The organism is Ruegeria sp. AL12, assembly GCF_056540885.1.
On sequence record NZ_JBQFXN010000009.1, the window covers coordinates 43,735 to 57,203 of the forward strand.

Annotated in this window: 13 protein-coding genes; 7 read left to right on the forward strand and 6 right to left on the reverse strand. The window is 59.1% G+C overall.

Features of this window, described 5'->3' with window-relative positions:
- Nucleotides 1-19 precede the first annotated feature (19 nt).
- Together trxA and ACR0C6_RS17880 are read right to left on the reverse strand one after the other, a co-directional pair.
- A complete protein-coding gene (trxA, locus tag ACR0C6_RS17875; protein WP_480620502.1) occupies nucleotides 20-934 on the reverse strand; it encodes a thioredoxin in 915 nt (304 codons plus the stop codon).
- 75 nt (nucleotides 935-1,009) lie between these two features.
- A complete protein-coding gene (locus ACR0C6_RS17880; protein WP_480447383.1) occupies nucleotides 1,010-1,798 on the reverse strand; it encodes an exodeoxyribonuclease III in 789 nt (262 codons plus the stop codon).
- 242 nt (nucleotides 1,799-2,040) lie between these two features.
- Between ACR0C6_RS17880 and ACR0C6_RS17885 the strand changes: the two genes are divergently transcribed.
- On the forward strand, nucleotides 2,041-2,859 hold the full coding sequence (locus tag ACR0C6_RS17885) for a DUF2189 domain-containing protein (protein ID WP_480620504.1): 819 nt from the start codon (nucleotides 2,041-2,043) through the stop codon (nucleotides 2,857-2,859).
- 216 nt (nucleotides 2,860-3,075) lie between these two features.
- Here the strand turns inward: ACR0C6_RS17885 and ACR0C6_RS17890 are convergent, their stop codons facing one another.
- Nucleotides 3,076-3,762, reverse strand: a complete 687-nt coding sequence (locus tag ACR0C6_RS17890) for a response regulator transcription factor (protein WP_117872957.1) — start codon at nucleotides 3,760-3,762, stop codon at nucleotides 3,076-3,078.
- Nucleotides 3,763-3,924: 162 nt separating this feature from the next.
- Here ACR0C6_RS17890 and ribA point away from each other — a divergent pair, with 162 nt between their 5' ends.
- Both ribA and ACR0C6_RS17900 read left to right on the forward strand, forming a co-directional pair.
- Nucleotides 3,925-5,016: a GTP cyclohydrolase II gene (gene ribA, locus ACR0C6_RS17895; protein WP_480620506.1), complete on the forward strand. Its 1,092-nt coding sequence runs from the start codon at nucleotides 3,925-3,927 to the stop codon at nucleotides 5,014-5,016.
- Nucleotides 5,013-5,513, forward strand: a complete 501-nt coding sequence (locus ACR0C6_RS17900; protein WP_480620508.1) for a L,D-transpeptidase family protein — start codon at nucleotides 5,013-5,015, stop codon at nucleotides 5,511-5,513. The genes ribA and ACR0C6_RS17900 overlap by 4 nt, the downstream gene beginning before the upstream one ends.
- Here the strand turns inward: ACR0C6_RS17900 and ACR0C6_RS17905 are convergent.
- Both ACR0C6_RS17905 and ACR0C6_RS17910 read right to left on the reverse strand, forming a co-directional pair.
- Nucleotides 5,497-6,156 (reverse strand): YggS family pyridoxal phosphate-dependent enzyme, encoded by a 660-nt coding sequence (locus ACR0C6_RS17905; protein ID WP_480620510.1) that lies wholly within the window; start codon nucleotides 6,154-6,156, stop codon nucleotides 5,497-5,499. The two genes, ACR0C6_RS17900 and ACR0C6_RS17905, sit on opposite strands and share 17 nt — an antisense overlap.
- 101 nt (nucleotides 6,157-6,257) lie before the next feature.
- Entirely contained in the window at nucleotides 6,258-7,385 is a 1,128-nt protein-coding gene (locus tag ACR0C6_RS17910) for a porin (RefSeq protein ID WP_480447379.1), read from the reverse strand.
- A gap of 286 nt (nucleotides 7,386-7,671) precedes the next feature.
- On the opposite strand from ACR0C6_RS17910, the gene ACR0C6_RS17915 reads away from it, so the two are divergent.
- The 4 genes from ACR0C6_RS17915 to holA all read left to right on the forward strand — a co-directional run bounded on the left by ACR0C6_RS17915 (nucleotide 7,672) and on the right by holA (nucleotide 12,267).
- Entirely contained in the window at nucleotides 7,672-8,154 is a 483-nt protein-coding gene (locus tag ACR0C6_RS17915; RefSeq protein WP_480447378.1) for a DUF3576 domain-containing protein, read from the forward strand.
- A gap of 72 nt (nucleotides 8,155-8,226) precedes the next feature.
- The gene (leuS, locus tag ACR0C6_RS17920; RefSeq protein ID WP_480620512.1) at nucleotides 8,227-10,764 is read left to right on the forward strand and encodes a leucine--tRNA ligase; all 2,538 of its coding nucleotides are present in this window, start codon (nucleotides 8,227-8,229) and stop codon (nucleotides 10,762-10,764) included.
- Complete coding sequence (gene lptE, locus ACR0C6_RS17925) at nucleotides 10,751-11,242, forward strand: LPS assembly lipoprotein LptE (RefSeq protein ID WP_480620514.1); 492 nt, start codon at nucleotides 10,751-10,753, stop codon at nucleotides 11,240-11,242. The genes leuS and lptE overlap by 14 nt, the downstream gene beginning before the upstream one ends.
- On the forward strand, nucleotides 11,239-12,267 hold the full coding sequence (gene holA / locus ACR0C6_RS17930; RefSeq protein WP_480620516.1) for a DNA polymerase III subunit delta: 1,029 nt from the start codon (nucleotides 11,239-11,241) through the stop codon (nucleotides 12,265-12,267). The genes lptE and holA overlap by 4 nt, the downstream gene beginning before the upstream one ends.
- Nucleotide 12,268: 1 nt before the next feature.
- Here the strand turns inward: holA and ACR0C6_RS17935 are convergent, their stop codons facing one another.
- On the reverse strand, nucleotides 12,269-13,453 hold the full coding sequence (locus ACR0C6_RS17935; protein WP_480620518.1) for a TIGR03862 family flavoprotein: 1,185 nt from the start codon (nucleotides 13,451-13,453) through the stop codon (nucleotides 12,269-12,271).
- Between the last annotated feature and the right edge of the window lie 16 nt (nucleotides 13,454-13,469).

The window sequence follows — 13,469 nt, forward strand, 5'->3', positions numbered from 1 at the left end:
TTCTAGCTCTGATGAGAGATTAGGCAAATATCATCGAACTGAGTTTGCGACGTCCGTTCAGAACAATCGGGTCATTGGCCTTGAGCGCATCGAAGATGGTGAAAAGCTGTGTCTTGGCCGCGCCCTCATTCCATTCACGATCCCGGCGGAACAGCTCCAGCAATTGCGCCACGGCTTCTTCCACATTGCCGTTCGCGTGCAGCGCCTGGGCCAGATCAAAGCGGGCCTGATGGTTGTCCGGATCCGCCTCGACAGCCGCCATCAGCTCGGCGACGGGGCCGGCATCTGCCGCCTGCTTGGCAAGTTCCAGCTGCGCATGTGCGGCTTCCAGCTCGGCCGATTTGGATATCTCGGCCGGAGCGCCGTTCAGGATCGCCTCTGCCTGCTCCAGATCACCGGTGGCGATATGCGCCCGCACCAGCCCGCCATAAGCCGCGGCGTGGTTCGGGTCTTCGCCCAGAATCGCGGCAAAGGTCTGAGCCGCGTCCGCGGCAGCACCTTCGGCAAGCATTTCCTCGGCAGCCTGCACGGCATCATCCAACTGGCCGCCCGGGCTTTCACCGCCTGCGGCTTCGATCACACGGTCCACGAAGGCCTTGATCTCGGACCCCGGCAACGCGCCTTGAAACCCGTCCACCGGCTGACCCTTGAAAAAGGCATAGACGGTCGGGATCGACTGGATGCGCATTTGCGCGGCAATTGTCTGTGCCTCATCCACATTGATCTTGACCATCTTCACCGCGCCTTTCGCGGCTGTCACAGCCTCTTCCAGCATCGGCCCAAGGGTTTTGCACGGGCCACACCAAGGTGCCCAGAAATCAACGATCACAGGTGTTTCCTGCGAGGTTTCCACCACATCGGCCATGAAAGTGGCCTCGGTCCCGTCTTTGATCAGATCGGTTGCTGGGGCGTTTCCGCCGTTCAGAAGGTCCATGGCAATCACTCTTTCGTTCGAACTTGCGCCCTATATGCAGCCGCTTGCCGCGGAAACCAAGGGCTGAGTTGCGGATCAGACGTCGAAACTGGCAAAGACCGGAGCGTGATCGCTTGGTTTTTCCCACCCACGGGCGTCCCGCAGAATGCGGCTGGAATGGCCCGCGTTCGAGATATCGGCCGTGGCCCAGATATGGTCCAGCCGGCGCCCCTTGTCCGCCGCATCCCAATCCCGGGCGCGATAGGACCACCAGCTGTAAAGCTGCCCTTCCGGGATGTCCTGACGGGTGATATCGACCCAGCCACCTGCTTCCTGTGTCTCGGCCAGATGCTCGACCTCGATGGGCGTGTGCGAGACGACCTTCAGCAGTTGTTTGTGTGACCACACATCATCCTCACGCGGAGCGATGTTCAGGTCGCCGACAAGGATGGATTTAGCCGGCTTTTCCGCACGGAACCAATCGCGCATATCAGTGAGATAGTCGAGCTTCTGGCCGAATTTCTCATTCACTTCTCGGTCCGGCACGTCGCCGCCCGCCGGGACATAAAAGTTGTGGACAGTGACACCATTTTCCAACCGCCCGGCAATATGGCGGGCATGTCCGAGACCCGCGAAATCCTTGTCGCCCACCTCTTCCATCGGCAGGCGCGACAGGATGGCGACACCGTTGTAACCCTTCTGCCCGCGCGCGATCATGTGGGTGTAGCCCAGTTCGGCAAACCCTTCGGTCGGGATCTTCTCAACCGGTGACTTGCACTCTTGCAGGCACAATACGTCAGGGGCTTCTTCTTGCAGCAATTTCAAAACGATAGGCTCACGCAGGCGAACGGAATTGATGTTCCATGTGGCAAGGGTGAAAGGCATGTCGGGGATTCCTTTGTCGCGATTGGCGCAGGTTAGCGTGGCACAAAGCCAGTTGCCACGAGAAAAGGCGGCTTCATCCCTGGACTATCCGTTGGCAGGTCAACGAGCTTCGCCGTCGAGCTTCCTCTTGCCCTGATACCTCGCCTGATGCAGACTTGTGTGCGAATGAGGAATGTCTGTTTCACCGCTGGGTCTGTTCGCGAACAGACCGGCCCGGCACGATGCTTTGGGAGGAGTGTGTCATGGCATCCGAATCCGCAGGTTCTACGCCGCCGGAAAACCTGACGCCACAGCAGCAGACCATGCCCAATGTCAACAGGGTCACTGTAGATGATATCACAGCGTCACTGAAGGCAGGGTTTTCCGACTTTCTGGCCCGCCCTGTCATGAGCGGTTTCTTCGGCCTTTTCTTTGCGGTTTTCGGAATTCTGTTGGTTTGGGCCCTGATCTGGCTTGGCCAGATCTGGATGATTATCCCTGCCATTGCAGGCTTTCCGCTGATCGCCCCTTTTGCCGCCGCCGGGCTTTATGAAATGTCGCGCCGCTTGCAGAAAGGCGAAAGCTTTGGCTGGTCTGAAATCCTGACCGTTATGGCCAATCAACGCAAACGCGAAATGGGCTGGATGGCCTTTGTCACTCTTTTCATTTTTTGGGTATGGATTTACCAGGTTCGGCTTTGGCTGGCGATCATCCTCCAGAACGCATCCTTTTCGGATTTCGACGGGTTTTTGAACGCCGTATTCTTCACACCGCAGGGTTGGATATTCCTTGCCATAGGCACCTGTGTCGGCGCATTCCTGTCGGCCGTACTGTTTTCGGTGACCGTCGTCGCCATGCCCTTGCTGCTGGACCGGGAAACCAACTTCATTTCCGCCATGTTGACCTCTTTGCGCGTCGTATCCGAAAGCCCGGTGGTCATGCTGGGCTGGGCGGCGATCATCTCGGTCACCATGCTGTTGTCGCTGGTTCCGGCGTTTCTGGGTCTGATCTTGACCCTTCCGATCCTTGGCCACACCACGTGGCACCTTTACCAGCGCGCCATTGCCCCGGCGGAAGGGTGAACGCGGCAGAACTCACCTCCATCATTGGTCGAATATCGGTCAGTGCTGCTGTCTGCCTTCGTGTGGAAACCGTCCCTCAGCAACGAAAAAAAGCCGGGCCATTCGGCCCGGCAGTCCAACAGGGAGGTACATGTCATAACCCGGACATGCACGGGTTGGGAGTAACCTAATTATGAGTGCAGAGTATCACTTTGATCCACATCAATCCACAACCAGTTAAGACACCAGCCTATATCCACCCGATTCTGTGACCAAAAGGCGCGCATTGGACGGATCGGGCTCGATCTTCTGACGCAGACGATAGATGTGGGTTTCCAGCGTGTGGGTCGTGACCCCGGCATTGTATCCCCACACTTCGTGCAACAGCACATCCCGTGCCACGACACCGTCGGTTGATCGGTACAGAAACTTGAGGATGTTGGTTTCCTTCTCGGTCAGACGGATCTTGCGGTCTTCTTCCGTGATCAGCATCTTCATCGCCGGCTTGAACGTATAGGGGCCAAGAACAAATACCGCGTCCTCGGATTGTTCGTGCTGCCGCAACTGAGCGCGGATCCGGGCCAGCAATACCGGAAATTTGAACGGTTTGGAGACATAATCGTTCGCGCCGGCGTCCAGGCCCAGGATCGTATCGGCATCGCTGTCATGACCGGTCAGCATCAGAATCGGGCTTTTGACGCCCTGTTTGCGCATCAGGCGGCACAGTTCCCGCCCGTCGGTATCCGGCAAACCCACATCAAGAATAACCAGATCATAGATCGCTTCGCGTGCGCGCTCCATCGCGGACTGGCCGTCTGACGCTTCGAAAACGTCAAAGTCTTCGGTCATGACAAGTTGCTCGCTGAGCGCCTCGCGCAGATCCTCGTCATCGTCCACCAAAAGGATTTTCTTGAGTTGAGCCATTTCCCGATCCTCCAAACGCTTTTCCATCACTTGCGCGCGGAATATGCAATCAACAAGATTTGCTGCAACGGTTTCACGCCTTCGTGTCAGAGTTGGCAGAAATGTTTCACATTTCCTTTCGAAACAGCTAGGAGAAGGGCTGAGCGTTATAGGGTAACATAGATGAGCCTCATTCCCGATATCACCGAACTTCTTGCCCGGGCCCGGGCCGATCTGCGCATGGGCGTTCCAGTGGTGCTGACCGATGACAGCGGCTTTAGCGTTGTGGCGATCTCTGCGGAAACGCTCAACCCGCAACGCCTGGCCGATCTGAAAAAGCTCGGAGACCCGGTGGTGGCCATTACCGGGCGGCGGGCCGAAACACTCAAGGCGCGGGCCTATGACGGCGATCTCGCGCGCGTTTCGATTCCCGCCGATGCAGATATCACTTGGGTGCAGGCGGTTGCTGATCCCTCTGACGATCTGAACGCGCCGATGAAAGGTCCGTTGATGACCGAGCGCCATGGCAACGCCAATTTGCACCGCATCGCGATTGCGTTGGCCAAGTCCGCGCGCATTCTTCCCGCCGCGATCGTCGTGCCGGTCGAAGACGGCCGGGCCTTTGCCGTATCGCACGGCCTGACCTGCATTGACCACACGCGTGCCGCCCCGCATCTGGCGGACCGCAGCGCCCTGCATGAGGTGGTTGCTGCGCGTCTTCCGATGGAAGTATCCGAGGCCGGCCGCCTGCATGTTTTCCGCCCCGAAGATGGCGGAGAAGAACATTACGCAGTCGAAATAGGCCGCCCGGATCGGGACAAACCGGTGCTGGCCCGATTGCATTCCGCCTGTTTCACGGGCGATCTGATGGGCAGCCTGAAATGCGACTGCGGTCCGCAATTGCGGGGCGCGCTGGCACAAATGGGGGCCGAAGGGGCTGGCGTTCTTCTGTATCTGAACCAGGAAGGGCGTGGTATCGGGCTGGCCAACAAGATGCGCGCCTATTTTCTTCAAGATCAGGGTTTTGACACGGTAGAAGCAAACCACAGGCTGGGTTTCGAGGATGATGAGCGCGACTTCCGACTCGGGTCGGATATCCTGAAATCTCTGGGTTTCAATTCGGTGCGCCTGCTGACGAACAACCCTGCCAAGATCTCGATGATGGAACGCACGGGGATCGCCGTGACCGAGCGCGTTCCTTTGAAAGTGGGTGAAACCGCGCACAACCGCGGATACCTGGCCACGAAAGCCGCGAAATCTGGGCACCTGTTGTGACCCCAAACGATCTTGTGCTCACCCCGCGTGGCGTTCGCTTTCTCGGCAGGACGTTCCCCTGCTCGATTGGCAAAGGCGGATTGAGCAACACGAAACACGAGGGTGACGGGGCGACACCTACCGGATGCCATCGAATCGTTGGCATGCTCTACCGGCCCGACCGGCTGGTCGCCCCCAACTTTTGGGCGATCCCGATTGGGCCGCAGGACTTGTGGTCGGATGACGTCGAGGACAACCACTACAATCACATGGTGCCGGCCCCTTATGCGTTCAGTCATGAAAAACTGCGCCGGGCTGATCCGCTTTATGATCTGGTCCTGTTGACCGACTGGAACTGGCCGAATGCCGTTCCCGGCAAGGGATCGGCGATTTTTCTGCATCAATGGCGCAGGCCCGGCTACCCCACCGAGGGCTGCATTGCCTTCCGTCGGGACCATCTGCACCGGATTGCAGGGCGAATCTCCCTTGGAACGCGCCTAATCATCCCTGAGGTTTGACCCGCTCACCAAAAATGGCCGACCCGATACGAACATGGGTCGCTCCCAAGGCGATGGCCTGCTCGAAATCACCGCTCATCCCCATCGACAACCCCTCAAGCCCATTGCGCGCGGCGATCTTGGCCAAGAGGGCGAAATGCAAAGTGGGTTCTTCGTCGACCGGCGGGATGCACATCAACCCGCGTACCGGCAGGTCCAGCGATCGGCATTCCGCGATAAACCCGTCCGCCTCCGCAGGAAGAACGCCTGCCTTCTGCGCTTCTTCACCCGTATTGACCTGAATGAACAGGTCGGGGCAGTGTCCCACCTCTTGCGCCAGCCGCGCCAAGGTTTTGGCCAGTTTGGGGCGGTCGACCGAATGGATCGCATTGCACAGTTCCATCGCCTGCCTGGCCTTATTGGTCTGCAACGGGCCGATGAGATGCAGATCGACGGCATCGAATTGCTCTTTGAAAGCGGGCCATTTGCTGGCCGCCTCCTGTACGCGATTCTCACCAAAACACCTGTGGCCCTGCTCCAGCACCGCCTGAACCCGTTCGTTGGGCTGCACCTTGGACACGGCAATCAATTTGACCGAACCGGCCTTTCGTTGAGCTTTGGCTTCGGCTTTGGCGATACGTGCGGTGATTTCTTGCAACGACATGGGGCCCTCAATCTGTCTTTGGCGCAGAAAAACACCAAGTCGGCACAAAAGAAAAGGGCGAGTCCGAAGACCCGCCCTTAAACCTTACGGTTCAGATCAGCTTAGAAGTTGAACTGAGCACCGAAGTCAGCAACGATCTGGTCGTTTGCGCAGACAGAGCAGTCGTTGCGGCCGATACCACCACGCAGCGATGCACCGCCACCCAGGTCGTAGATCGCACCGAGCGCAATCTGCTGTTTGTCACCATCTGCACTACCGTCACCATAAGTGAACAGCAGAGTGGTTGCGGCGCCCAAGTTGTAGGCTGCCGACAGACCCCATGCCGTGCCATCTGTGGCCGCACCGGCAGGGCGGAAGTCCGTTCCACGGGTTGCCCCAGTGTTGTCGTCGTCTGCGACGAACAGAGTACCCGAGAAGTCGCCGAATTCAGCACCCAGTGTCAGAACGGTCAGGCTTGGGTTCGGGCCAGTGGCCGAGTCGGTCTGACCGTAAGCCAGAGCAGCGGTCACGTTGTTGAAGGTATAAGCTACGCTGATGTCCCAACGGTCGTTGCCATCGTTAACAGTGACAGGGCCCGGAGGCGTGCCAGGAGCGGGAACGGTTACGGTAGTCGCGCCAACATCGTACGACGCGCCAAATGCGAAGTCGCCAACCGAGTATTGGAAGAATACGCCATTGGAACCTGAGCCAGTAGAATCATAGGCCAAGAAGCCGTAGTCAACACCCGAATACTGACCTGCGAACAGCTCAAGGCCGACTTCGTTACCGTAGTAGTTTGCAAGGTTGTCGAACGAGCCAGCCACGTTGCCCGCGTCAACACGCAGACCGCCATAGATGACCGAGAAGCGCGCGCCGTTCAGACCAGCTTCGCCAGCTTCACCGTTCGCGTTTTCATCAGCTTGCAGACGAACACGGCCTTCAAAACGAACGCCGCTATCGGTTTCAACGATACCGTCGATGTTCAGGCGGAAACGCGATACCAGGATGGTATCGTCGACGTCTACGCCGTTAACGTCAGCAGTAACGGCATTGGTGGTTGTTACAGTACCGCCGTTCTGGGTTGTCCATACAGTCGGAGCAGCTGCCGGGCGCACCGAGCCTGTGACAGTACCTGTGCGATCTTCTTGGTAGCCAATACCAAAACGGCCGTAACCGCTGAAGTTAACTTCAGCTGCTGCAACGCCTGCGGTCGCAATCAGCGCCGTCGATGCGAAGAGAACTTTTTTCATCTTGTTTCCCTCGGTTTCATTCAAAAGAGTTTTCTACTCGACACATGCCTCGGCATATGTCTCAGCACGGACACCGTTTCGCTCTTTTTGCCCCCATTGCGCAAGCTTGGCATAAACCCGGTCACGTCATTGGGGTCAGATTGGTGCAAGGATGCCACAGTTCTTTTTTGCCCGGATCAGGCTGACACGCCTACATTTCAGAAGAATAGGCTTGTTGCAGCGAGGGTCCTTGGCTAGGAGTATGCCCTGAATACTGCACAACAAGTGAAAACAGGACCTGCTGACAATGCGCCTGCCTACGATTTTGGGATTAATCATGCTGACCACCACTATTGCGGCATGCGGGCAGAATCGAAGCACTTCGACATATTCCGCCAATCCCGCCAGCGGTAATTCCGATGAACGCGAGTTGAACGATCCTGAACGTTCGACGCTGTGGGACATTTTCGACCGCAGCACGGCCGAGCAGACCACCAATGTAAACCGGTACTTGTGGGCAGCTTCTCTGGACATATTGAATTTCCTGCCGGTGCAGGAGATCGATCCGTTTACCGGAGTGATCGTAACGGGTTACGGCACTCCTCCGGGCGGAGGACGGTCATACAGGGCGACCGTACACATCAGTGATCCGGCGCTTGCGGCCCGGTCTTTGTCCGTCGCGCTGCAATCCAGCGGCGGCGCCCCGGTAAGCGCGGCAACAACCCGCGCCGTGGAGGACGCGATTCTGTCCCGCGCGCGTCAGCTGCGCATCGCGGACAACAAGTTCTAGCACTCCGCCGAAAATCACACTAATACCACGCCGGGTTCCTACCCGGCGTTTTCATTCACGAAGGACCGCACAATGTCGCGCTATTCGGCCACCGAAATCGAAGCAAAATGGCAAGAAGCCTGGGACAAGGCAGGAATCTTCACCGCCAACCACAAGGCGGACAAGCCGAAATACTATGTGCTTGAGATGTTCCCCTACCCGTCCGGCCGAATCCATATGGGGCACGTGCGCAACTATACGATGGGCGACGTCATCGCGCGGCACAAGCTGGCCACCGGGCACAATGTTCTGCACCCCATGGGCTGGGACGCGTTCGGAATGCCAGCGGAAAACGCTGCCATGGCGATCGGCGGCCACCCCAAAGAGTGGACTTACGGCAATATCGCCGACATGCGCGCCCAGATGAAGCCACTGGGCCTGTCGATCGACTGGTCCCGTGAATTCGCCACATGTGATCCGGAATACTATGGCCAGCAGCAGGCGCTGTTCCTCGACATGCTCGAAGCCGGGCTGGTCTACCGCAAGAACGCCGTGGTCAACTGGGATCCGGTCGACATGACCGTTCTGGCCAATGAACAGGTGGAAAACGGGCGCGGATGGCGCTCGGGCGCGCTGGTGGAACGGCGCGAGCTGACGCAGTGGTTCTTTAAGATCTCGGATTATTCCGAAGAACTGCTGAACGCTCTGGACACTCTGGAAAACTGGCCCGCCAAGGTTCGGCTGATGCAGGAAAACTGGATCGGCAAGTCACGCGGCCTTCAATTCGGGTTCGAACGCACCGATGGTGGGGAACCGATCACTGTCTACACGACGCGCCCCGACACCCTGCTGGGCGCATCTTTCGTTGGGATCTCGCCCGATCACCCGATCGCCAAACAGCTTGAGACCGAAAACCCGGAAGTTGCTGAATTCGTTGCCGAATGCCGCAAGGGCGGCACCACGGAAGAGGCCATCGAAACCGGCGAAAAGCTGGGTTTCGATACCGGCATCCGCGTCAAGCACCCGTTGGACCCGAACTGGGAACTGCCGGTCTGGATCGCCAATTTCATCCTGATGGATTACGGCACCGGCGCGATCTTCGCCTGCCCGGCCCATGACCAACGCGACCTTGATTTCTGCCGCAAATACGATCTGCCGGTGATCGATACGTTCTTTGCGCTGGACGATGACACACCGGTCGACAAGATCGCCTTTGTCCCGCCAAAGACCGAGAAAGTCCGCTGGGTGAACCATTTCGCAGGCTTGACCGAAGCAACCGGAGAAGAGGCGATCAACACCACCATCGATTTCGCCGAAAAAGCCGGTTGGGGCGAAGGGGTCACGAAATATCGCCTGCGAGACTGGGGCTTGAGCCGTCAGCGCTATTGGGGTTGTCCGATTCCCGTCGTTCACTGCGAAAGCTGTGGTGTGGTCCCTGAAAAGAAAGAGAACCTTCCGGTTCGCCTGCCCGATGATGTCACCTTCGACAAACCGGGCAACCCGCTGGACCGTCACCCGACGTGGCGCGACTGCGCCTGCCCAAACTGTGGCGCCCCTGCCAAGCGCGAGACCGACACGATGGACACATTCGTGGATTCGTCGTGGTATTTCGCGCGCTTCACCGCTCCGCGCGCGGAAACGCCCACCGATCTGGCCGAGGCGGAATACTGGATGAATGTAGACCAGTATATCGGCGGGATCGAACACGCGATTCTGCACCTGCTGTATTCGCGGTTCTTCGCCCGCGCGATGAACATCACCGGGCATTTGCCGGACAAAGCCATCGAACCCTTCGACGCGCTGTTTACCCAAGGCATGGTGACGCATGAGATCTACCAGACCCGCGATGCCAACGGTCGTCCGGTCTATCACCTGCCCGAAGAGGTCACGGACGGAAAACTGGCTGACGGCACAGAGGTCGAGATCATCCCATCGGCCAAAATGTCAAAGTCCAAGAAGAACGTTGTCGACCCGGTCAGCATCATCTCGGCCTTCGGCGCCGATACCGCGCGCTGGTTCGTGCTGTCCGATTCGCCGCCCGAACGGGACGTGGAATGGACGGCTGCGGGGGCCGAGGCCGCGTACAAGCATCTCAACCGTGTCTGGAATCTCTGCGACAAGATCGGCGCCATGGACCCGAACGCCACGGGTGAAGGCGATGAGGAGCTGCTGCGCGAGATGCACAAAACCATCCGCGATGTGACCTTGGGTGTTGAAAGCTTTGGCTTCAACGCGGCCATCGCCAAGCTTTATGCCTTCACCAACACTCTGGTGAAATCCAAGGCAGGTGCTGCGGCCCAAAAGCAGGCCATCAAAACGCTGGCACAGCTGATGTCGCCGATGACACCGCATCTGGCAGAAGATATTTGGGCCCATCAGGGCGGTGAAGGCCTTGTGGCCGTTGCGCCATGGCCCGTCGCCGACGAGGCGATGCTGGTTGATGACACCGTCACCTTGCCGATCCAGATCAACGGCAAGCGTCGCGCGGAAATCAGCGTGGCCAAGGATCTGGACAAAGCCGAGGTTGAAAAAATTGCGCTCAGCACCGAAGCTGTTCAAAAGGCGCTGGAAGGGAATGCGCCGAAGAAAGTGATCGTCGTTCCGGGCCGGATTGTGAATGTTGTCGTTTGATCGCAGAACGTTTTTGCTGATGCCGCTGGCGCTGGCCGCCTGCGGCTTTGAGCCCGTCTATGCACCTGGCGGATCGGGTTCGGCCTTGTATGGCCGCGTCGAGGTGTCGGCGCCCAACACCGTGGAAAGCTTTTTGCTGGTCCAAAATCTGGAACAGCAACTGGGGCGAAGCGCCGGGTCGGTGAACGATTACAAGCTGGATGTTCTGGTTTCGACCGTAACGCGCGGCGCAGCAATCACCACCACAAACGAAACGCAGCGCTACACCATCGACGGACGCGCGCAATACACGCTGCGGTCCAACGCATCCGGTCAGATCATCGCCTCGGGCTCGGTGGCGGATTTCGTGTCATATTCTGCCGCAGGATCGACCGTTTCCACCTTGGCGGATGAGCGCGATGCCAAGAGGCGGCTGATGATGATTCTGTCGGGTCAGATCATGAACCGACTTTACGCCACACCGGATCTGGCCGCATGAAGCTGAGCCCGCGCGAGGCTGAGGGGTATTTTGCCAAGCCGGACGCGGACAAGACCGGGCTGCTTATCTATGGCGCGGATGCGATGCGGGTTGCGCTCAAGCGGCAGCAGGTGCTGGCCGCTCTGCTTGGCCCCCAAGCCGAAGAAGAAATGCGCCTGACCCGCATGCCCGGTGGCGATCTGCGTGGTGATCCCGCCCTGCTGCTGGACGCGGTCAAGGCGGTCGGCTTCTTTCCCGGTCCACGTGCCGTTTTCGTGGAAGACGCAACCGAAACCGCGGCGCCGGCAATTCTGGCCGCGCTCGAAGATTGGGCCCCCGGAGACGCCCAGATCATCGTGACCGCGGGGCAATTGAAACCCAGCTCGAAGATCCGCAAGGCGTTCGAAGGCCACCCTGCCGCCTATGCCGTCGGCATTTATGACGACCCTCCCTCACGCGCCGAAGTGGAACGGGTTCTTGCCGAGTCGGGTATGAAAAACGTGCCCCGTGATGTCATGTCTGCAATCAGCGAATTGGCAGTAAGCCTCAGCCCCGGTGATTTCGCCCAAACGATTGAAAAACTGTCTCTTTACAAACGCGGTGACAGCACTGATTTGACAATCGAAGATATCGAGGCCTGCGCTCCGCGCTCGACCGAGGCGGCGCTGGATGATGTTCTCAACGTCGTGGCCGAAGGCCGCGCCGGTGAGATCGGGCCGCTGATCCGGAGGTTGCAGGCGCAGGGCACCAATGGCGTGACTCTGTGCATCGGAGCGATGCGGCATTTTCGGACACTCTATGCCTGCGCGTCCGATCCCGGTGGTGCTGCGCAGGGCATCGGCAAGCTGCGTCCGCCGGTTTACGGCAAACGGCGTGACCGTATCCTGCGACAGGCACAAGGTTGGGGGGCGGCCAAGCTGCAAACCGCGCTGACGGTTCTGACCGATACGGATTTGGCGCTACGGTCGGCCGGGCAGACGGCCCCCGCAATGGCGCTGGTGGAACGCGCGATGATCCGTTTGGCGATGTTGGCGCGATCCCGCTAGGTCACTCAGCCTTTTCCAACCAGTCGGCGGCAGACCGACCGGCCCAGCGCCCGGTCGCCAGGCAGGCCGTGAGCAGATAGCCCCCGGTTGGGGCTTCCCAATCCAGCATTTCCCCAACGCAAAACACACCCGGTAGGGCCGTCAGCATCAGCCGGTCATCCAGCGCTGTCCGTTTGACACCACCTGCGGTCGAAATGGCTTCGTCCATCGGGCGAAGGCCGGCATGCCGGATAGGCAGCTTTTTCAACATGCTCACCTGCACGGATTGAGAGTGTCCGCCGCGTTTTGCCATTTCATGAAACAGGGCGATTTTCTGAGCAGACAAGTTCAGCGATTTTCTCATCCACTGGGACAGCGTTGTTTTCGACCGTTTCGCGGACAACCGCGCCAGCAGAGCCTGTTGGTCCAGATCAGGCGTCAGATCAGCAAACAATGGCTGCCCCGCGCGCAACGCCGGTGTCAGCGAGTACAGCCCTCCGCCTTCCAGACCGGTTCTGGAAATCGCTGCCTCTCCTCGGCTTTCCAAATCGCCTGCCATCCATCGGATCGATTTCAATGCGGCCCCGAAATGGGGCTGCATATGTGGGCTCCAATCAACGGAAATGGCTGAGTTCGCGGGTTCAAAGGGTGCTAAAGCCACGTCTTTTCCGGCCAATATCTGCGCCCAGTGACCATCCGAGCCAAGGCGGGCCCAGCTTGCACCTCCCAGTGCCAGCACGGTGACATCCGTCGAAACACTGCGCCGCCCGTCCGGAGTGTCGAACACCGGCGCATCACTTTCCCAGCCGGCCCAACGCCAGCGGGTCCTGATCTCGACCCCGGCCTTGTCCAATCGTGCCAACCAGGCCCGCAACAAGGGCGAGGCCTTCATTGCTTCGGGAAACACGCGCCCCGTCGAGCCGACAAACAGCGTCTGCCCCAACCCGCGCGCCCAGTGCTGAACAGCTTCGGCATCAAAGTCAGACATGATCGGACGCAACCAATCCGCCGCTTCACCATAGGCGCGGATCAGGTCATCAAACGGCTCGTCCTTGGTCAGGTTCAGCCCCGATTTCCCGGCCATCAGGAACTTGCGCGCGACCGACGGTTTGGCCTCGGCCACCAACACGGAATGCCCGGCTGCGGCCAGCTGTTCTGCCGCCATCAACCCGGCGGGGCCTGCTCCGATCACCACTGCCTGCGCCATTCGCACCCTCTTGCCT